Annotated in this window: 19 protein-coding genes; 12 read left to right on the top strand and 7 right to left on the bottom strand. The window is 71.7% G+C overall.

Features of this window, described 5'->3' with window-relative positions; translation table 11 throughout:
* Positions 1-11 precede the first annotated feature (11 nt).
* Positions 12-764, bottom strand: coding sequence for an alpha/beta fold hydrolase (locus J2S44_RS01015; RefSeq protein ID WP_310407979.1), 753 nt, complete (start codon positions 762-764; stop codon positions 12-14).
* 178 nt (positions 765-942) lie between these two features.
* On the opposite strand from J2S44_RS01015, the gene J2S44_RS01010 reads away from it, so the two are divergent.
* Both J2S44_RS01010 and J2S44_RS01005 read left to right on the top strand, forming a co-directional pair.
* Entirely contained in the window at positions 943-2496 is a 1554-nt protein-coding gene (locus J2S44_RS01010) for an MDR family MFS transporter (protein ID WP_310407977.1), read from the top strand.
* A gap of 2 nt (positions 2497-2498) precedes the next feature.
* Positions 2499-2948, top strand: coding sequence for a MarR family winged helix-turn-helix transcriptional regulator (locus J2S44_RS01005; RefSeq protein WP_310407975.1), 450 nt, complete (start codon positions 2499-2501; stop codon positions 2946-2948).
* Positions 2949-3089: 141 nt separating this feature from the next.
* Here J2S44_RS01005 and J2S44_RS01000 read toward each other — a convergent pair whose 3' ends face one another.
* Entirely contained in the window at positions 3090-3986 is an 897-nt protein-coding gene (locus tag J2S44_RS01000; protein WP_310407973.1) for a CPBP family intramembrane glutamic endopeptidase, read from the bottom strand.
* A gap of 125 nt (positions 3987-4111) precedes the next feature.
* Between J2S44_RS01000 and J2S44_RS00995 the strand changes: the two genes are divergently transcribed.
* Positions 4112-4684 carry a sugar O-acetyltransferase gene (locus tag J2S44_RS00995; protein ID WP_310407972.1) on the top strand — a complete coding sequence of 191 codons (573 nt, stop codon included), beginning with the start codon at positions 4112-4114 and terminating at the stop codon, positions 4682-4684.
* Here the strand turns inward: J2S44_RS00995 and J2S44_RS00990 are convergent.
* Positions 4671-5231: a TetR/AcrR family transcriptional regulator gene (locus J2S44_RS00990; protein WP_310407970.1), complete on the bottom strand. Its 561-nt coding sequence runs from the start codon at positions 5229-5231 to the stop codon at positions 4671-4673. The two genes, J2S44_RS00995 and J2S44_RS00990, sit on opposite strands and share 14 nt — an antisense overlap.
* Before the next feature lie 39 nt (positions 5232-5270).
* Here J2S44_RS00990 and J2S44_RS00985 point away from each other — a divergent pair, with 39 nt between their 5' ends.
* The 5 genes from J2S44_RS00985 (at position 5271) to J2S44_RS00965 (ending at position 12366) form a co-directional block, all read left to right on the top strand.
* Entirely contained in the window at positions 5271-6488 is a 1218-nt protein-coding gene (locus J2S44_RS00985; protein ID WP_310407968.1) for an MFS transporter, read from the top strand.
* A gap of 231 nt (positions 6489-6719) precedes the next feature.
* Positions 6720-9272 carry an NPCBM/NEW2 domain-containing protein gene (locus tag J2S44_RS00980; protein WP_310407965.1) on the top strand — a complete coding sequence of 851 codons (2553 nt, stop codon included), beginning with the start codon at positions 6720-6722 and terminating at the stop codon, positions 9270-9272.
* A 324-nt stretch (positions 9273-9596) separates the two neighbouring features.
* On the top strand, positions 9597-10235 hold the full coding sequence (locus J2S44_RS00975) for a tryptophan 2,3-dioxygenase family protein (RefSeq protein WP_374727954.1): 639 nt from the start codon (positions 9597-9599) through the stop codon (positions 10233-10235).
* Positions 10235-11353, top strand: coding sequence for an aminotransferase class V-fold PLP-dependent enzyme (locus tag J2S44_RS00970; RefSeq protein ID WP_310407960.1), 1119 nt, complete (start codon positions 10235-10237; stop codon positions 11351-11353). Before J2S44_RS00975 ends, J2S44_RS00970 begins: the two co-directional genes overlap by 1 nt.
* Positions 11350-12366, top strand: coding sequence for a methyltransferase (locus J2S44_RS00965; protein ID WP_310407958.1), 1017 nt, complete (start codon positions 11350-11352; stop codon positions 12364-12366). The genes J2S44_RS00970 and J2S44_RS00965 overlap by 4 nt, the downstream gene beginning before the upstream one ends.
* Positions 12367-12411: 45 nt before the next feature.
* Here J2S44_RS00965 and J2S44_RS00960 read toward each other — a convergent pair whose 3' ends face one another.
* The gene (locus tag J2S44_RS00960; RefSeq protein ID WP_310407957.1) at positions 12412-13128 is read right to left on the bottom strand and encodes an MBL fold metallo-hydrolase; all 717 of its coding nucleotides are present in this window, start codon (positions 13126-13128) and stop codon (positions 12412-12414) included.
* Between the two features lie 138 nt (positions 13129-13266).
* On the opposite strand from J2S44_RS00960, the gene J2S44_RS00955 reads away from it, so the two are divergent.
* Positions 13267-13836, top strand: a complete 570-nt coding sequence (locus tag J2S44_RS00955) for a TetR/AcrR family transcriptional regulator (RefSeq protein ID WP_310407953.1) — start codon at positions 13267-13269, stop codon at positions 13834-13836.
* Between the two features lie 158 nt (positions 13837-13994).
* A complete protein-coding gene (locus J2S44_RS00950) occupies positions 13995-14516 on the top strand; it encodes a DUF4262 domain-containing protein (protein WP_310407950.1) in 522 nt (173 codons plus the stop codon).
* A gap of 22 nt (positions 14517-14538) precedes the next feature.
* Here the strand turns inward: J2S44_RS00950 and J2S44_RS00945 are convergent, their stop codons facing one another.
* The 3 genes from J2S44_RS00945 to J2S44_RS00935 all read right to left on the bottom strand — a co-directional run bounded on the left by J2S44_RS00945 (position 14539) and on the right by J2S44_RS00935 (position 16730).
* Positions 14539-14955 (bottom strand): hypothetical protein, encoded by a 417-nt coding sequence (locus tag J2S44_RS00945; protein WP_310407947.1) that lies wholly within the window; start codon positions 14953-14955, stop codon positions 14539-14541.
* A gap of 297 nt (positions 14956-15252) precedes the next feature.
* A complete protein-coding gene (locus J2S44_RS00940) occupies positions 15253-15834 on the bottom strand; it encodes a dihydrofolate reductase family protein (protein WP_310407944.1) in 582 nt (193 codons plus the stop codon).
* A gap of 65 nt (positions 15835-15899) precedes the next feature.
* Positions 15900-16730 carry a helix-turn-helix domain-containing protein gene (locus J2S44_RS00935; RefSeq protein WP_310407941.1) on the bottom strand — a complete coding sequence of 277 codons (831 nt, stop codon included), beginning with the start codon at positions 16728-16730 and terminating at the stop codon, positions 15900-15902.
* Between the two features lie 358 nt (positions 16731-17088).
* Here J2S44_RS00935 and J2S44_RS00930 point away from each other — a divergent pair, with 358 nt between their 5' ends.
* Both J2S44_RS00930 and J2S44_RS00925 read left to right on the top strand, forming a co-directional pair.
* A complete protein-coding gene (locus J2S44_RS00930) occupies positions 17089-18006 on the top strand; it encodes a hypothetical protein (protein WP_310407939.1) in 918 nt (305 codons plus the stop codon).
* Positions 18007-18187: 181 nt separating this feature from the next.
* Positions 18188-19030: an NUDIX domain-containing protein gene (locus J2S44_RS00925; protein ID WP_310407936.1), complete on the top strand. Its 843-nt coding sequence runs from the start codon at positions 18188-18190 to the stop codon at positions 19028-19030.
* Positions 19031-19219: the final 189 nt, after the last annotated feature.

The following is a 19219-nucleotide window of genomic DNA, read 5'->3' as shown; positions in this document are numbered from 1 at the left end:
GCGGGTCGCGGTCAGGACGCGGCGCCGATCGCGTCGACGACCGCGCCGGGGGCGTCGGACGGGATCTCGTGGCCGCTGCCCTCGGCCACCCGCAGCGTGCCGCGGGTGGAGAGCGCGGCGAGGCGCTGCTGGGCGGCGATCCAGGCGTCCGTGGCCTTCTCGCCGCGGTGCAGCACCACCAGCGGCAGGGCGGTGAACGCGCCGGGCCGCGCGACCGCGTCGCCCGCCTGCGTCTGCACCCGGTCCAGCGCCAGTCGCTCGCCGGCCGCGGGCACGTCCGCCCACGAGTCCGCGCCCAGCGCGGGGAGCAGCCCGAACCGCGGTTCGACGCCGTCGACCAGGACCAGGCCGGCCACCCGGTCGCGGTGCGCGGCCGTGTAGATCAGCGCCGGGTAGCTGCCGAACGAGTGGCCGACCAGCACCACCGGCGCGCCGGCCTCGGTGACCACCGTGTCGAGTTCGGCCGTCAGGTCGTCGCCGTCCCGGTCGCCCGCGCGCGGTTCCGGGCTGTCGCCGGCGCCCGGCCGGTCGTAGCGGCACACCCGCCGGTCGCCGGGCAGCCGGTCCAGCACGCCGTCCCAGGACGCGGAGCCGGCCCGGTCGCCGATGCCGTGCACCAGCACCAGGGCCGGGCCGGTGGTCCCGCGGCACTCCACCCGCTGCCGTTCGCCCGCGGCCTCGGTCACCGTCCCCCAGGAGGGCTCACCCGCGCAGGCGCCCAGTGCGGCGACGGCCAGCACCAGACCCGCCAGTCGACGAACCACCACGTCTCTCCTCCCGTTCGTGTCGACCCAGCGTGGCAGCGAACGGATCGACGTGCATCAGGGTTGCCCCCGGGCGTACCCCGGAAAGTTCTTTTGACCTTTGCGGTCGACCTCCCTATGGTTGACAAAAATCAACTGTTGCGCGATGAAACGATGTTGCACGATGAAACGAGTTCCCGTGTCCGACGCACCACCCGCCCCCATGACGCACCGGCAGATACTCGAGGCCCTGTCCGGCCTGCTGCTGGCCATGTTCGTCGCGATGATCTCCAGCACGGTGGTGACGAACGCGCTGCCGCGGATCGTCACCGACCTCGAGGGCAGCCAGACCGGGTACACCTGGGTGGTGGTCGCCACGCTGCTGGCGATGACCGCCACCACGCCGGTCTGGGGCAAGCTCGCCGACCTGTTCAGCAAGAAGCTGCTGGTCCAGCTGGCGCTGCTGATCTACCTGGCCGGTTCGCTGGTCGCGGCGCTCGCGCCGAACATGGAGACGCTGATCGGCGCGCGCGTGCTGCAGGGCCTCGGCGTCGGCGGGCTGACCGCGCTGGTCCAGATCGTCATCGCGAGCATGGTCAGCCCGCGCGATCTGGGTCGCTACTCCGGATACATGGGTGCGGTCTTCGCCGCCGCCACGGTCACCGGCCCGCTGATCGGCGGCGTGGTCGCGGACAGCCCGCTCGGCTGGCGCGGCTGCTTCTTCATCGGCCTGCCGTTCGGTATCGTCGCGTTCATCCTGCTGCAGAAGACGCTCCACCTGCCGGTGGTCAAGCGCGAGGTGCACATCGACTACCTCGGCGCGACCCTGATCATGGCCGGCGTGTCGCTGCTGCTGGTCTGGGTCTCGCTCGCCGGCGACTCCTACGCCTGGGGTTCGGTCACCAGCGCGCTGCTGCTCGGCGGCGGCCTGCTGCTTCTCGCCGCCGCGGTCTACGTCGAGGCCCGCGTCGCGCGCGAACCGGTCGTACCGCTGCGGCTCTTCCGCGATCGCACGATCTCGCTCGCCACGCTGGCGTCGGTCTTCGTCGGCGTCTCGATGTTCGCCTCCACCGTCTACCTCAGCCAGTACTTCCAGCTCGCCCGCGGCATGTCGCCGACCGAGGCCGGCCTGATGTCGATCGCGATGGTCGGCGGCCTGCTCGTCTCCAGCATCGTCAGCGGCCGGATGATCAGCGCCACCGGCCGGTGGAAGACCTGGCTGGTCGTCAGCATGGTGCTGGTGCTGGCCGGCTGCATCCTGCTCGGCACGATCGACGAGCGCACCGACCTGGTGCTGGTCGGCGTCTACATGGCCGTGCTCGGCACCGGCCTCGGCGCCGCCATGCAGAACCTCGTCCTCCCGGTGCAGAACGTCGCCGCCCCCGCGGATCTCGGCGCGGCCAGCTCCGTCGTCGCGTTCTTCCGCTCGCTCGGCGGCACGATCGGCGTGTCCGCGCTCGGCGCGCTGCTCACCCCGCAGGTCGCGGACAAGGTCACCGACGGGCTGGCCGCGCTCGGCATCCCGGCCGCGGGCGCGCGGAGCTCCGGCATCCCGGACCTGAGCACGCTGCCGGAGCCGGTCCGCGCGGTCTTCGAGCACGCGTTCGGCGCGTCGATCGCCGAACTGTTCCTGGTGTCCGCGCCGTTCGCCGCGCTCGGGCTGGTCTGCGTGCTGTTCATCAAGGAGATCCCGCTGCGGACGGCCGTGCACTCGATCGACGAGGTCCCGGGCGACGTGCCGGTGGCGGGCTGACGGTGGAGCGGGCCGACGCGCTGCGCCGCCTCGAGGGCGAACTCGGCGTGCTGTCGCGCCGGCTCAAGTGCGTCCACGACGCCCAGGCCCGGGTGGTCCACCCGGGCCTGCAGCCCAACGCGTACCTCGTCCTGACCTGGATCGGTGAGCACGGCCCGGCCCGGCCCAGCGCGATCGTCGACGAGTTCGCGCTGGACAAGGGCGCGGTCAGCCGCCTGCTCAGCCACCTCGACGAGCTCGGCCTGATCGTCCGCGTCCCGGACCCGTCCGACCGCCGCGCCACGCTCGTCTCCGCCACCGCCGAGGCCGTCGCGCGGATGGCCGCCGCCACCGCGTCCGTCCGCCGGCACCGGGGCGACCGCCTCACCGACTGGACCGACACCCAGCTCGCCGACTTCGTCGCCGCACTGACCCACTACAACCAGACCCTCGGCCGTACGCCGGGGGAGTGACCACGCCGGTCAGGTCGCCGTGCGGAACGGGGCCGGCGTGGCGCGGATCGTGCCGGCGGCGCCCCGGTCGGCGTCGAACTGCGCCAGCCCGCGCCAGCCGCTCGACCAGAAGTGCGTCCGGGGCATCGGCCGGGCCTCCCGCTACCGCTCGGGCTCCACGGCCGGGTCCGCGGTGCCGCGCTCGTTCATCCATACCAGCGCGACCATGGCGACGTTGACCACCGCGAGGATCAGCAGGGAGGCGTCGCCGGTGTCGGAGGACCGGTCGATCGTGTAGCCCTCGCCACCCGCCATCAGCGAGTTGACCACCGAGAACAGCACGTTGTTCGCGACGTGGAACGCGATCGGCGCCTCGAGACCGCGGCTGCGCGCGGCCATCACGCCGGTGCAGACCCCGAGAAACGTGTAGTAGCCGAACAGCCAGGGGTCGCCCGAGCCGTGGATCAGCGCGAACCCGGCGCCGGACACCACGATCCCCAGGACCAGCGCCGGGCGTACGGCCCGCAGCCAGGACGCGGCCGCGGGCAGCACCGCACCGCGGAACATCAGCTCCTCGCCCGCCGACTGCAGCGGCGTGCTGAGCAGCGTCACCGCGACCATGCCGAGCGACGTGCCGGTCACGGCGAATCCGGTCCACCCCGGGGCCTCGGGCGCGACCAGCGCCACGACCGCGATGCCGGCGCCGACCAGCACGGCCGCGCCCAGCAGGTAGCGGGCCAGCCGCCGCCGGTCGAACCCGCGGGGATGGCTGAGCAGGCGGCGCCACGGCGTCCTCGTCAGCCGGGCCAGCAGCAGCACCGCGAGCACGCCGGCGGCGACGATGCTGAGGTTTACGGCCAGCAGCTTCAGCGGGGTGAACGTGGGAGCCAGCGGGTCGTCGCCGCCCTCGACGACGCCGACGGCCAGGTAGAGCACGACCTGCAGGATCACCATCACCAGTGGCGGTACGGCGATCACGACGAGCGCCTTCCACCAGCTCATGCGCAGGTGCGCGCCGAACGGCCGGGCGGGATCGAGCGCCGGCGATCGCGGTGTCACGGCGGGGGTGGACGGGTGCACGGGAGGTCCTCCGGTCGGGTCGCGGTGGGCGCCCGCCAGCAGACACCGTGGCCCCGGGACACACTCAAGCCCGCGCCGGCCCACTCATGCGTACGATCGTACGCATGAGTGATGATCGTTCGATGCGCGAGCGCATGCTGGCCGGCGACCCGTACATCGCGGACGACCCGGAGCTGGCCCGGCTGATGCTGCGCGCCGCCGAACTGCAGCAGGCCTACAACGCCGCCCCGGCCGGGGACGCGGCCGGCCGCACGCGACTGCTGGCCGAGTTGCTCGGCGAGGTGGGGGAGGAGGTGTGGATCCGGCCGCCGCTGTACGTCGACTACGGCGCGAACATCCGGATCGGCCCACGCACGTTCGCCAACTACGGCCTGGTCGCGCTGGACGTCGCGGCGATCACGATCGGCGCGGACGTGCAGATCGGCACGAACGTGCAGCTGCTCACACCCACCCACCCGGTGGCCCCGGGGCCGCGGCGGGCCAAGTGGGAGGCGGCGAAACCGATCGTGATCGGCGACAACGTGTGGCTGGGCAGCGGCGCGATCGTGCTGCCGGGCGTCACGATCGGCGAGAACACGGTGGTCGGCGCCGGCGCGGTGGTGACCCGCGACCTGCCGCCGAACGTGGTCGCGGTCGGCAACCCCGCGCGGGTCGTGCGGGAACTCAGCGACGAGTGATCCGGGCGATCGCGTCCACCACGTCGGCCGCGTCGGCCGGCTCGGTGTCCAGCGCGCGGTGGATCGTCAGGCCCTCGATGAGCGCGTCCACCAGCCGGGCGGTGACCGGATCGAAGTGCCGCTCCAGCGCGGCCCGGCTGCGCCGCATCCACCGGTTGGTCAGCGTCCGGTACGCCGGCTCGCGCGCGGCCAGCGTGTACAGCTCGTGCGTGAGGACCAGCTCGCGCCGGCTGGTGAACAGGTCGCGGGTGACGAGGCTGGCCACCGCGGCGCGCGCGGAGTCGAGGTCGGTCGCGGTCGCCATCCGCCGCTCGAACACGTCGCTGAAGCCGCTGGTGAAGCGATCGAACGCCGCGTGCAGCAGCTCGTCCATGCCGGTGAAGTGGTAGGTCATCGAGCCCAGCGGCACCCCGGCGGCGGCCGCGACCCGGCGGTGCGACGCGCCGGCCACGCCCGACTCCGCGATGACGTCGAGGGCCGCGTCGATGATCCGGTCCCGGCGCTCCGGGTCGTACCGTCGCGTGGCTTTTCGCACATCCTCGGTCATGCGTACGATCGTACACGCGCGATGTGTACGATCGTACGCATGAACGTCGCAGACCGTCGCGCACGGATAGCCGTGGCCGCCCTGTTCTTCACGAACGGGGCGCTCTTCGCGAACCTCATCCCGCGCTACCCGGAGATCAAGGCCGAGCTCGGCCTCAGCAACGCGCTCTACGGCCTGTCCGTCGCCGCGTTCCCGACCGGCGCGATCGTCGCCGGTCTCGCCGCCGGCGTGCTCGTGCGCCGCTTCGGCTCCGCCACCGTCGCCGCCGCCGGCACGCTCCTCACCGCGGCCGGCGTCCTCGCCGCCGGCCTCGCCCCCGCGGTCGCGGTCTTCGCCGGCGTGCTCTTCCTGGCCGGCGCCATGGACGCGATCACCGACGTCGCCCAGAACGCGCACGGCCTGCGCGTCCAGCGCCGCTACGGCCGCTCGATCATCAACTCGCTGCACGCGATCTGGTCGATCGGCGCGGTCACCGGCGGCGCGATGGCCGCCGGCGCGATCGCGCTCGGCCTGTCCCGCGGCGTGCACCTCGGCATCTCCGGCGCGACGTTCACCGTGATCGCGCTGATCGCCTGGCGGTTCCGCCTGCCCGGCCCGGACACCGCACCCGACACCACGACCACCACCACGCCGCGGTACGGGACCCGGCCCGCACCACGCGTCTGGCTGATCGTCGCGGCGCTGGTGCTGATCGCGATCGGCGGCACGATCGTCGAGGACGCCGGCAACTCGTGGGCCGCGGTCTACCTCTCCGGCTCGCTGCGCGCCGCCGCCGAGATCGCCGCGTGGGGCTACATCGCGCTGGTCGGCGCCCAGTTCGTCGGCCGCATGATCGGCGACCGGCTGGTCGACCGCTTCGGCCAGCGCACGGTCGCCCGCGCCGGCGGCCTGATCGTCGCGGCCGGCATGGGCCTCGCACTCGCCGTACCGTCGGTACCCGGCACCGTCCTCGGCTTCGCGGCCGCCGGCTTCGGCGTCGCCACGCTCGTCCCGGCCGCGCTGCACGAGGCCGACGAACTGCCCGGCCTCGCCCCGGGTACCGGCCTGACCGTGGTCTCCTGGCTGATGCGCCTCGGCTTCCTGCTCTCCCCGCCGATCGTCGGCGCGGTCGCCGACGCCACCAGCCTCCGCACCGGCCTCCTGATCGTCCCGATCGCCGGCCTCCTCGTCGTCCTCCTGGCCGGTGTCCTCGCCGGCCGCCGCCGCCCGGCCCACCACGACCGGCCCGCCGAGCCGGTGACCGCGCCGGCTGGCTGACGCCCCCGCCCACCGCCGCCGACGGCACCGGCTGCCGTTCGCGGCCGAGCGGCGGCGCGGAGCGCGGGACGCGGTCGCCGCGTGCGGCCGGGCGTGGCACGGGTGCGTCGGCGGCTTCCGGTTGAGCCGCCGGCGCACGGCCCGGCGCCGAACCCGGCCAGGGGCGTTGTCCTGACGGCCATGAGACGCATAAGGTCACGACTGACATCGATTTCCGTCAGTGGAGGTCTCGTGCATTCGCTGCTGACCGCTGCCCTGGTTCTCTCCCTGCTCCCCGGTGCCCCGGCCGACCGCGCGGGTCTGGAGTGGACGGTCACCGCTCCGGACGGCGCGGTGGCCGCACGCGTCGGCCTGGACGCGGGACGGCTGTCGTTCGGCGTCGACGGGGTGCTGCCCGCCGCGCCGATCGGCATCCGCACCGCGACCGCGGACCTCGGCGCCGGCCTCACGTTCCTGTCGCGCGGCAGTCGCACGATCCGCGAGCGGTACACGATGACCAGCGGGAAGCGGCTCGCCCGGGACACCGCGCTGCGCGAGTCGACGTTCTCGTTCGCCGGTGCCGGCGGTGCCCGGCTCGACCTGGTGGTGCGGGTCTCCGCCGAGGGCGCCGCCTACCGGTACGTGCTGCCGGGCGACGGGCCGGTCACCGTCACCGGCGAGACGTCGTCCTTCGCGATCCCGGCGGACGCCCCGGCCTGGCTGCTGCCGTACTCGCCGAACTACGAGGAGACCTGGAGCGCGACCACCGCGGGTGCCGCGCCCGCGGGTCAGTACGGGTTTCCCGCGCTGTTCCGCGTCGGTGACACCTACGCAATGCTCGCCGAGTCCGACGTGGACGGGCGGTACGCGGGCGGTCGCCTGACCCACGCCGGCGGTGGCACCTACACGGTCGGCCCGGCCGGCGCCGCGGTCGGCGCCGCCGGGCCGCTGAGCACGCCGTGGCGGGTCGCGATCGTCGGTGACCTCGCCACCGTCACCGAGAGCACGCTCACCGACGACCTGGCGCCCGCCTCGAGGATCAAGGACACCTCGTGGGTACGGCCCGGCGTCGTCGCCTGGTCGTGGCTGTCCGAGCACGCGAGCCCGGCCGATCCGGTCCGCCAGCGGCAGTACGTCGACTTCGCCGCGCGCAACCGCTGGCCGTACGTGCTGATCGACGAGGGCTGGAACGCGTCCTGGGTGCCGGAGACGGTGCGTTACGCCCGGGCCCGCGGTGTGGACGTCCTGCTGTGGCTGCACTGGACCGCGCTGGACACGCCGGAGGAGCGCGACACCGTGTTGCCGCGGCTGAAGTCGTGGGGCGTCGCCGGGCTGAAGATCGACTTCATGGACTCGGACAGCCAGGACCGGTTCCGCTGGTACGACGAGATCCTGCCGGCCACCGCGGCGCTGCAACTGATGGTCAACTTCCACGGCGCCACCACGCCGCGCGGCATGCAGCGCACCTGGCCGCACGTGCTCACCCAGGAGGCGGTGCGCGGCGCCGAGCAGTTCCGCACCCGCGCCGCGACCAACACGATCTTCCCGTTCACCCGCAACGTCACCGGCGGCATGGACTACACGCCGGTCACCTGGGCCGTGACGGACCGGGACACCACCGACGCGCACGAGGTCGCGCTGTCCGTGGTCTACGAGTCCGGCTGGCAGCACCTGGCGGACCGGTTCGAGAACTACGAGACGCGCCCGGAGGCGTTGCGCACCCTGGACCAGATCCCGGTCGTCTGGGACGACACCCGGCTGCTGTCCGGCGAGCCGGGCCGGTCCGCGGTGCTCGCCCGGCGTGCCGGCGACCGCTGGTGGGCGGCCGGCATCAGCGCCGAGGCCGCCGGGGACACGTCCGTCGGCCTCGGGTTCCTGCCGTCCGGGCGGTGGCTGGCCGAGACGCTGCGCGACGGCGACCACGGCCTGGTCCGGGAGAGCCGGATCGTCCGCCGCGGTGACACGCTGACCGTGCCGACCGCGGCCAACGGCGGGTTCGTCACCGCGCTGTGCCCGTACACCGGCGCCGCGACGTGTGACCGGCCGGTCGTACCGGTGCCGCGAACGGTGCTGTCCGTGACCCCGCCGGCCGTCGAGGGCACGGCCGTCGACGTCACCGCGACGTTCACGCTGCCGGCCGGCGGCCCGATCACCGACGTGCGGCTCGCGCCCGCGGCCGGTGGTGCCGCCGTGACCGCGGCCCGGCTGCGCGGCGGCGAGTCCGTGTCCGGATCGTGGCGGCTGACCGTGCCCGGCGGTGCGGTCGGCGACATCGACCTGCCGATCGTGGCGACCTACCGCTGGCAGGGCGAGACGGTGCACGTCGAGCAGGCCGTGCGGGTCTTCGTGCCACCGCCCGCACCGACGGCCGACACGTGGGTCAGCGACCTGCCGTTCCTGAGCGAGTCCAACGGGTACGGCCCGGTCGAACGCGACCGGTCCAACGGCGAGCAGTCCGCCGCTGACGGCAATCCGCTCACGCTGCGCGGCACCGTCCACCCGAAGGGCCTGGGCGTGCACGCGCCCGCCGAGGTGACGGTGTGGCTCGGCGCCGCGTGCACGTCGTTCACCGCGCTCACCGGCATCGACGACGAGGTGACCTCGCCCGGCTCGGTCACCTTCGAGGTGCTCGGCGACGGCCGCCCGCTGGCCGCCACCGGTGTGCTGCGCGGCACCGACCCGGCGCACCCGGTTGCCGCCGACGTGACCGGCGTCCGCCGCCTCACGCTCCGGGTCACGGACGCGGCCGACGGGAAGAACTTCGACCACGCGGACTGGGCCGCCGCCCGTCTCACCTGCGGCTGACCCGAACCGGCAATCCGCTTCCGCCGGTTTCGCGGAAGATGCGCACCACCAATGTGGACGACACCCGGTTCGTGCTTTGCGGCGGTGCGCAAGGGAGAGGATGCTCACAGCGAAAGGGTCGCGCAAAGTATTGCCCCTGATGGATATCAGTGGGTGCGCGGCCCTGCCGTGATTTGCCTATTGTCAGGCGATAACCGTGCGCGCGATGATCTCCTGCGGATCGAGCCGGAACCGTCCGGAGCGGTCGGAAGGGATGCGCTCGTGAAGCGGAAGAACGATGGTCCCGCGCTGCCCGGCGAGGGCGACACCGACTACGCGCGTTACATGCGCACCGATGCGCTGCTCGGACTGCAGCGAGATCCCGCCGAGGTCGTGCACCGGGACGAACTGCTCTTCCAGGTGACCCATCAGTCCGCTGAGCTGTGGCTCAAGCTGGCGGTGGCGGAGCTGTCCGGGGCGGCCGACCGGGTCGATGCCGGTGACCCGGCCGCGGCCGAGTTGCTGCTCGTCCGCGCGACGCTCGCGGTGCGGCTCGTCACCGACCAGCTCGACATGCTGGCCCACCTGCGGCCGGCCGACTTCCAGGCGATGCAGCCGGCGCTCGGCAACGGATCCGGCGCGGAATCGCCGGGCTGGCGGCAGGCCCAGGCCGCGGCCCGCCGGCTCGGCCAGTCCTTCACCGCGTTCCTCGCCGGCCGGGGGCTCGACCCGGTGACGCTCTGCGCCGGCGATCAGTCCGACCCGGCCTACCGGCTCGCCGAGGCCATGGTGGAGTTCGACGACCGGGTCTCGGCGTGGCGGGTGCGGCACTACAAGATCGCGATTCGGGTCGGCAGCCACGGCGTCGCCGGCACGCCGGGCAGCCCGGCCGGCTGGCTCGCCAAACTGATCGACTACCGATTCTTCCCCGAACTGTGGCAGGCCCGCGCGGACTGTGCGATGAGCGGCACGGTGGGCTCCTGATGGCCGATTCGATCCGCGACCAGTTCCCATTACTGGGGACCTGCGTCTACCTCAACAACAATTCCACCGGTGCCGTACCGAAAGGCGTCGAAAGCGTCCTCAGCGACTATTGGGAAACGTTGCGCACCTGGCGGGACGGCGTCTGGGAGGGCTGGCACGACGGCCTCGACGAATACCTCGGCGCATTGGCCGCGTTCATCGGCGCCCCGCCCGGCAGCGTGGCCGTCGACGCGAATCTCAGCACGCTGCTGGCGCGGATCGCGTCCTGTTTCGACTACCGGGCGCCGCGGAACCGGGTGGTGACCACCGACCTGGAGTTCCCGACCGTACCGTTCATCTGGAAGGCTTTCCGCCGGTACGGCGCGGAGGTCGACGTGGTCGGCACCGGCGGCCCGCACCTCGACGAGGACGAACTGCTGCGCCGCGTCGACGAGCGCACGCTGATCGTGTCGGTGCCGCACGCCAGCTTCTCCTCCGGCGCCACCGTCGACCTGGAGCGGCTGGTGGAACACGCGCACAGCGTCGGCGCGCTGGTGGTCGTCGACGCGTTCCAGACCGTCGGCGTCATGCCGCTCGACGTCACCGCGCTCGGCGTCGACTTCGTGCTCGGCGGCGCGCACAAGTGGATGTGCGGCGTCGGCACCGCCTTCCTGTACGTGCGCCCCGGCCTGCTGCCCGGGCTCGAACCCGCGGCGACCGGCTGGCAGGCCGGCGACCGCGCGCTGACGTTCCAGCCGTCGGCCGGTTACGCCGCCGACGCGCGCCGGTTCACCGGCGGGACACCGTTCCCGCTCACCGCGCTCATCTCCCGGGTCGGCCTGGAACTGCTGAGCGGCGTCGGCATCGAGGCGATCCGCGCGCACTCACTCGTCTGCACCGAGCGGATCATCGCGCACGCCACCGAGGCCGGCATCCCGGTGGTCAGCCCGGTCGAGCCGCACCGCCGCGGCGGCGTGGTCTGCCTGGACGTCCCGGACGGCGAGGCGGTCAAGTACCGGCTGGCCGCACGCGACATGATCTGCAGCTGGCGCACCTACCTGCGGATCGGCCCGCACGTCTACAACACGCTCGACGAGATCGACGAGTTCATGGCCGCGCTGGTGGCGGTGACCCGGTGACGCTCTCGCCCCGTGCGCTGCTGAGCCTGCTCGTCAACGGGTCCAAGGCCGTCGACGTGGTGACGACCGCGCTCGACACCGGGCTGCTCGACGCGCTCGAGCCCGGGCCGGTCTCCCTCGGCGAGCTGGCCGGCCGGTTCGGGATGCAGCCGCCGCGGCTCTACAAGTTCCTCGACTGCCTGGAGAGCCTCGGTTTCGTCGTCCGGGACGAGTCGAGCGACGACATCACCGAGACGACGTACCGGGCCGTCCCCGGGCTCCGCGAGGCGGCCGTGGCCGCGGTCGGCCCGGACTCGATCGAGCGCGACCGGGACACGTACCCGTGGCGGCGGTTGCACGGGCGGTTGACCGAGACGCTGCGCGGTGAGCTGAGCCTCAGCGACGACGACTTCTCCTGGCCACCGAGGACGGCCGCGCAGACGGAGTCGTTCGAGCGCAGCATGACCGCCGGCCTCGGGCCGGTCCTGGACACCGTCGACCGGCACGCGGACCGGCTGTGGCCCGGACGCCGCCGTTTCCTCGACGTCGGCGGCGGCGCCGGCACGCTCGCCGCGCACGTCCTCGGCTCCGCACCCCACCTGCGCGCCGACGTCTACAACCTGCCGGCCGTCGCGCCGCTGGTCGCACGGACCCGCGCCGGCTGCGGCCACCCGGACCGGCTCGGCTTCGTCGGTGGCGACTTCTTCGCGGAACCACTGCCCACCGGGTACGACGTGCTCGGTTTCGTCCGGGTCCTGCACGACTGGCCGGCGGCGGTCGCCCGCCGGCTGGTCGAGAAGGCGTACGCGGCCCTGCCGCCGGGCGGGATGCTGCTGATCTGCGAGGAGTTCCGCACGCCGGACCGCCTGGCCGTGCAGTTCTTCTGGTCCTACTTCCTGATCGGCGCGGACAGTGCCGTCAGCCGGCTGCGCGAGGTCGAGTTCTACACCGCCCTGCTGGCCGACACCGGCTTCATCGGCATCGAGGTCCTGCCCGGAGCCTGGGAGCTGGTCGTCGCGCACAAACCCGGCTGACGCCGCACCGGGGCGGGTCGTGCCGGCCGCGACCCGCCGTCCGGCTCAGGTCCCGGCGGCGGTCCTGATCGCGCGGATCGACTCGGCGACGCCACCGGACCACGGCGCGCCGTGGCCGGGCAGGACCCAGGACGCCGCAACGCTCTCGAGGTGGTGCAGCGACGCGAGCGCCTGCTGCGGATCGTCGGTGAAGGGGGCGGGTTGCGGGCCGCGCTGCCCGGTCAGCACGTGCCGGGTGGTCAGCGCGTCACCGACGAACAGCGCGTCCGCGACGGGCACGTGGACGGCGATGCTTCCCGGCGAGTGTCCCGGCACGCCGATGATGCGTGGCGCGCCCGGCAGGTCGAGCACCTGGCCGTCGCGCACGACGACGACCTCGGCGACGTGGGTGGTGCGAAGACCACCCTTGCGTATCGCGTACCAGAAGAAGCCGGCCGTGGGGCCGAGCCTCATGTGTCCCCACGCGTTGTCGGCGCTGACCTCGCCGCGCGCGCGGGCGGCGTCCGCCTCGTGCACGTGAACCGGCACGCCGTGGTCGCGCCGGAGCCGCTCGGCGAACCCGAGGTGGTCGCCGTCGCCGTGGGTGAGGACGACGCCCCGGATGTCGTCGACGGACCGGCCCATGACGGAGAGCTCCGCCAGCAGGTCGTGCCAGTGCCCGGCCATGCCGGCGTCGATGACGGTCACTCCCTCGTCCGTGACCACGAGGTAGGCGGCCACGATGTCGTTGCCGATGCGGTGCAGGTGCGGGCCGAGTTTCATCGGGACGTCCGCGCAGGGGTTGTTACCATCATCATGATGGCTATCGTACGTAGCTATCATGGCTATGGTCAATAGCCATCACGGCCGGGGTCGCCGGCCGTGCACGTGTCCCTGTGCGCGAGCGGGAGGTGGGCTGGCATGCCGACGCCGGATCGGACCTCGCTCGAAGCGATCGTCCAGGCCGGACGCGACATCCTGGAGTCGGCGGGTGTCGCGGGGCTGACCATGCAGGCCGTGGCCGACCGGGTCGGCGTGCGCGCACCGTCGCTGTACAAGCGGGTTCGCGACCGTGCCGACCTCCTGCGCCTCATCACCGACGCCACCGTCCACGACCTCGGCGAACGGCTCGCGGCGGTCGGGGCCGGCACCGATCCGCGCCGCGACCTCGCCGATCTGGCCCGGGCGCTCCGCGCGTTCGCGCACGACCGGCCGAAGGGCTACCAACTGGTCTTCACGCCGAGCTCCGACCCCGGCGGACTCAGCGCCGAAACGCTCGGCCGCGCCGTCGCACCGGTGATGCGGGTCGCCGCGGAGCTCGCCGGCGAACACCACGCGCTCGATGCCGCGCGCACGATCACGGCCTGGGCGAACGGGTTCATCAGCATGGAACTGGCCGGCGCCTTCCAGCTCGGTGGCGACATCGACGAGGCGTACGAGTTCGGGATCGTCCGCATCACCGAGGCGCTCAGCGGCCGGCCGCGGAACTGAACGCACGGGCGGCCACGCGGGCGGCCGCCGCGGCTCCCGGGCGCGGCGGTGTGACACGCGGACGGCTCCGGACCGGGCGACCGGCGGCGGAGCGAACCGGGTCACTGCGGCCGCGGCGGCCGGCGCGCTCCCGCGGGGGATCGCATACGCTCGCCCGCATGATCGAGTCCTCGCGGGTCTGCCGCTGCGTCATCTGCCACGACTACGGCGACCGCGGAGACTACGACGACGCCGACCGTGGCGTGGTCGACAACGTGTCGGCGTACGGGTGGAGCGTCACCGGGGTGCCGGCGGACGAGCAGGGGCCGGGCTGGGCGTACACGATCGGCCGCTGGCACAGCCGCGGTGAGCCGGAGCTGGCCATGTTCGGGCTCGACCTGCGCGTCATGCAGTCCTGCCTGAACATCCTCGGGCAGCGCGACGGTCTCGCGGACGGCCAGGCCCACGACGACGTGGTCAACGGCTACCCGCTGCGCCTGCGGGCCGTCGAGCCGGACTGGTTCCGGGCCTTCTTCGGCCAGGGCATGTGGTTCTACCGGCACCCGCCGATCCCGTTCCTGGAGGTCGTCTGGCCGGACCGGGACGGCGCGTTCCCGTGGGACACCGGCAGCCTCACCCAGCCGCACCTGTGGCTGGCACCCGCGGACCACCCGCGGGGCGTCTGGACCCAGGACGTCTGACCGGCCCCCGCCGGGTGCCGGCTCAGACGTACAGCACGCTGTCGCCCGGGCGCGCGGCCCGGGCCCGCCCGGCGAATCCGGCGTAGAAGAACGGCACGTCGTCCGCCTCGTCGCCGGCCAGCCGGCCCTTCATCTTGTCCCAGGTCAGCAGCGAGACGCGGTACGCCGGTGCGCCGACCACCAGGACCGGCGCCCTCCGCTCCGGGTGCCACACGTAGTCACCGCCGAACTCCCGCCGCCCCACCTCCAGCACGTAGCACCCGAACTGCTCCGCGACGCTGTCGAACGCGCCGGGCGGCATCTCGTCCCGGAACTGCGCCGCCTCCGCCAGCATCGCGTCGACCCGGTCCAGGCTCCGCGCCGAGTAGTCCAGCTCCGGCACCGACTCCACCAGCGCCGCCGCGACCCGCCGTACCTCGTGCTCCAGCTCATCCGTCACCCGCCAGACGATGCCACGCCCGGTCCACCCGTACCGTCAGCGACAGCCCGGGTCCATGGCGTACACGTCGCCGTACCCGTACGTGGCGTCGCCGACCAGGTCACGCGACGACGAGACGAACGTGACGTACCGAGGCCGTCCGCCCCCGACTCGAACGCGACGAACCGCCCGTCGTCGCTGATCGACGGCTCCCCGCTGCCCCGATCGGTCCACGGTAGGCAATCTCACCCGTGGTGATTGTCGCCTTGCTGACGGTCGATGTCGGTCGCGGTTCGCGGTGGGTCCGCGCGCGACCGGTCAGCGGCGCACCCGGTAGCGCAGGTGCAGCACCCGGTTGCCCCGGACCACCGCGTCCGGGTCCGCCAGCAGGTGCTGCGCGTGGACAGACCCGAAGTAACGCTTGCCGGACCCGAACACGACCGGCACGACGTCCATCCGCACCTCGTCGACCAGGCCCGCGGCGAGCACCTGACCACCGACGTCGCCGGCGGCGACCTCGACGACACGGTCACCCGCGAGCTCCCGCGCCCGGGCCATGGCCGTCTCGACGTCGCCGACGAAGTGGAACGGTGCCGCGGGGTCCCAGCCCTCGGGCGCCGGCCGGTGCGTCACGACGACCACGTGGTCCACGCCGCCCGGGGGTTTCCCGTCCCAGCCGTCCGTCAGGTCGAAGACGTGCCGGCCGACGATCGTCACCCCGATCCGGTCCCAGTACGGTCGGGTGTAGTCGTAGGACGTCTGCGACACCGTCAGCGCGCCGCTGTCGTCCAGCGGGACGTCGCCGCCGGACAGCCACTCGAACAGCGGCCCGGGCTGGTCGCTCTCGTCCGCGATGAAGCCGTCCACCGACACCGAGCCGTACATGACCACCGTGCCCACGTGCTTCTCCTCTGCTTCGGGAAGCCCCAAACTAGCGGGCCGTGGGCGGTCGCTCTTGTACGAAATCAATCCACCGGCAACGGCCAGCCGTCCAGCGCGTGGCCGGGGTGTTCACGCAGGAACCGCCGGCGGACCTCGACGTACCGCGTCGGGGTGAGCCCGGTGAACGCCCGGAATTCGTGACCGAAGTGGGCCTGGTCGAAGTAGCCCGCGTCACCGGCGACGCCGGCCCAGTCGACCGGCGCGGCCGGGTCGAGCGTGAGCACGGCAGCGGCGAAGCGGTAGGTGCGGGCCAGCCGCTTCGGCGTGACGCCGACGAACTCCTTGAATTTCTTGGCCAGGTGCGTGTCACTGACCCCGGCCGCCGCGCTCAGGCCGCCGATCGTCACCGCACCGCCGGCCGCCGCGATCACACCGCTGGCCCGGCCGACCAGCCCCAGGCCCGCGGTCTCGCGCAGCCGCCGCATCAGCTCGTCCTCGAGGAGCGTCAGCATCTCGTCCGGCCCGGCGGCCGCGGCCAGCCGCTCCCGCAGCTCGGCGACGGCGGCCCGGCCCCACACCTGCTCCACCGTCACCGGCCGGTCGCACAGCTCGGCCGCGGGCATCCGCAGGAACGGCGCCAGCCCCCACGGCTTGACGTGCACGCCGACGGACCGGGTCCGGCGCGGATAGCCGAACTCCAGCGCGCGGGTCGGCGTGGTGACCACGCACCCGTCCGCGTACTCGGCCGGCCCGATGTCGGTGCCCGCCCGAATGCGGAACGGCTCGCCGAGGTTGACGATGAGCAACGCCGCCGGCATCGGCGGCAACATCAGCCGGGCGTACGGCGACGTACCCGCCAGGTAGTAAAGGTCGTCGATCAGCCCGTCCAGCGGCGGTCGCGGCACTCTGGACACGTACTCCACCCGCACAGCATCGCCGACGCCCCACCCGTACCCCGCCCCGGGATGCCTCCCGGCAGCGGCCACGATCCCATCGGCGCCCGAACGGGCTCGGGTGCGTACCCCCTCACCATCGCCCCGTGGACCTACGAACCACCCTGTCCCTCGCCGTCGGCGATCGACGCACCATGCCTGCGGGGCGTTCCGATGCGCACACTCCCGAGCCTGTCGATATTCGAGCGGATCATCGTCTCCATCGGCGGTGATGTGCCAGGTCAGTCGTACGATGCGGTTCTTTGGGCGCGGCACGAGCCGAATGCATCGTCATTCCTGTGGGGTGCACTACATTGAGGTACGGTGTTGTCCGGACAGGATGGAGAAACCCTTGCATCCGGCGCGTTCCGCAGTGCTGCGGCGATGGTTTTTTGTCGTGCTCGCGCTCGCGGCTGCGGTGATTCTTCTCGTTCGCTTCCTCGCATTTCCGACATCTACCGATTCGCCGGCCTGGGCCAACACTGTCGGCGCGGTTCTCGATAATCTGTTGGCTGCGGTGGTCACTTCCATCGCGATTGGCCTGTCATACGTTCTCTTGTTGCCCTCGCCCGAGGCGGAGCGGGTGGAGATCCTTCCGGCGAAATCGATCTCTGGCGCGCTGGAATCAGCCGCTCGCGGATGCACTCGCTGGTCCGTCAGGGCCAGAACAGCAAGCTATTTTGCGCGCAAGATTCTCCCTGTGTTGAAAGACAACGCACTTCACAGCGGCGGCAGTATTCAGATCAGGATCCAATTGCTCGATCCGGAGAACGACGCGGCAGTCAAGGCCTATGCCCAGTATCGGAGCAATAAGCCCGGTGCTTCGGCGGCGTGGAGTGAGCAGCGGGTCAGAACGGAGATCTACTCCACCATCCTGGCTGTGGCCGTGTGCCGGAACGAGGCGCCGAGGCTCGACATCGAGGTTGGTTTCAGCCCGGACTTCTGGGTTCTAAGTCTCGACCTCTCGGATGACTCGGCCTTCATTACCGGGCAGAACAAGGGGGATCCCTGTCTGGTGGTTCGTCAGGAATCGGATTTCTTCAACGGCTGGCGTGATGATTTCGACGCGGGCTTTTTGATGTGCCGAGTTGTCAAGCCATCGATGCCAAGCATGCGCATGTCAGACTTCAAGCGTCCGAGTGCGGCGACATTAAACGAGATCCGCTCATTGTTCGCGTCGGTTGGCCTGACTGCGGTCGGTGACCTCGAATTGAGGGAGATTGCGGCTTATATGCGACGGGATCACAATTATGCATGAAGCCGACGTAGCCGATTGGCTGTCGAGCTGCACAGTGCGGGATGCCCGGGCGCTTCTCGAGGGGGCGGAGCGATCATACCGGCATCCGTACGGGTTCATCGTTCACCGGTCGGCTCTTCTCGAACTGGCTCCTTGGAACCTTCGCGTTCACGTCTGGCCTTCACCTCTGGACTGCTACGAGATGCTCAGGCGGAATGGAACCGAGCCGCAACTGATTCATGCGCATGGCTGGGACCTGCTGTCGGTAGTGATGGACGGCGAGCTCGAGGAGCGTGCGTATGAGCTTCGAATCGACCATGATGGCGATTACGTGCGCTACTCGACGAGTGCCAAGCCGGGTCAAAAAGCCAGCCTGCTGCATCTCTCGGGTGAGAAGCTCGTCATGGATGCCGTCGAGAAAAGGGTGCGGCGGTACGACATGGGCGCCTACTCGATTCCGGCCGGAACCTACCACTCAACGCTGCCGGCGGCGCAAAGTATATCTTTGGTTGCCACGCGGCAGTTTCCTGGGCAGGTCTCTGAGGTTGCCGCGTTTCGGACGGTGCGTGACCATATCGAGAATCCTTCGCCGTCGCCTTCCGTCGATATTTCTTTGCTGGAGGGGGAGGGCGACCACGTCTGGTCTTCCTTTGTTTTCTTCGTCGATGCGGGGCGGGCTCTGCTTCTTCGGACCACCGCGCGGCCGCACCAGTGGCATCCCGTAGGCGGCCGGCGGGCCGCAGGTGACGCCAGCCCCGTCGACACGCTGATGCGGGAAGTGTACGAAGAAGTGGGCGCCAGGCTTGATCCGACCATGGTCAAGTGGATGGGCGCAAGGCGTGCCGATGAAGGCGATGGTGTCGTGTGTTTTTGGAAGGCCGAAGGGGACATCTTGAGTCAATCCCTGGAGTTCCCGCGCGATGAGATCGAGGAGACCCGCTGGTGGGATCTTGCCGAGGTGGCGTCTTTGCCGATGTATGGAGCCAGTGTCGATGCACTGCAAGGGTTGCTCAACAGCTCCGGCCCGTCCCGGAGTGAGCGATAGCGCCTGGATGCGATTGCCCTGCCGTGTCGCGGGAACCGAAGCGCCCTCGTACCGGTCATGCGGGCCAGTTGTGACCGCTGCTGGACCATGGCCGGATCGCTAGGTTCTGTAGTCATCATCGCATGTTCGGATCCGCCGCCGACCGGGCGTGAAGTTCGGCGCGACGTAACCCTCTGTGTCGCCAGCCGG

The sequence above is a fragment of the Catenuloplanes niger genome, from assembly GCF_031458255.1.
GTDB classification, from domain to species: domain Bacteria; phylum Actinomycetota; class Actinomycetes; order Mycobacteriales; family Micromonosporaceae; genus Catenuloplanes; species Catenuloplanes niger.
The sequence above is the reverse complement of the archived record's forward strand: the minus strand, read 5'-3'. Positions and strand labels throughout refer to the sequence as shown.

Excerpts from the sequence above, each read along its gene's own strand:
- J2S44_RS00995 (WP_310407972.1), top strand. The coding sequence starts at position 4,112 with ATGAGTGATGATCGTTCGATGCGCGAGCGCATGCTGGCCGGCGACCCG.
- J2S44_RS00990 (WP_310407970.1), bottom strand. The coding sequence starts at position 5,231 with ATGACCGAGGATGTGCGAAAAGCCACGCGACGGTACGACCCGGAGCGC.
- J2S44_RS00985 (WP_310407968.1), top strand. The coding sequence starts at position 5,271 with ATGAACGTCGCAGACCGTCGCGCACGGATAGCCGTGGCCGCCCTGTTC.
- J2S44_RS00975 (WP_374727954.1), top strand. The coding sequence starts at position 9,597 with ATGCGCACCGATGCGCTGCTCGGACTGCAGCGAGATCCCGCCGAGGTC.
- J2S44_RS00970 (WP_310407960.1), top strand. The coding sequence starts at position 10,235 with ATGGCCGATTCGATCCGCGACCAGTTCCCATTACTGGGGACCTGCGTC.
- J2S44_RS00960 (WP_310407957.1), bottom strand. The coding sequence starts at position 13,128 with ATGAAACTCGGCCCGCACCTGCACCGCATCGGCAACGACATCGTGGCC.
- J2S44_RS00955 (WP_310407953.1), top strand. The coding sequence starts at position 13,267 with ATGCCGACGCCGGATCGGACCTCGCTCGAAGCGATCGTCCAGGCCGGA.
- J2S44_RS00950 (WP_310407950.1), top strand. The coding sequence starts at position 13,995 with ATGATCGAGTCCTCGCGGGTCTGCCGCTGCGTCATCTGCCACGACTAC.
- J2S44_RS00930 (WP_310407939.1), top strand. The coding sequence starts at position 17,089 with ATGGAGAAACCCTTGCATCCGGCGCGTTCCGCAGTGCTGCGGCGATGG.
- J2S44_RS00925 (WP_310407936.1), top strand. The coding sequence starts at position 18,188 with ATGCTCAGGCGGAATGGAACCGAGCCGCAACTGATTCATGCGCATGGC.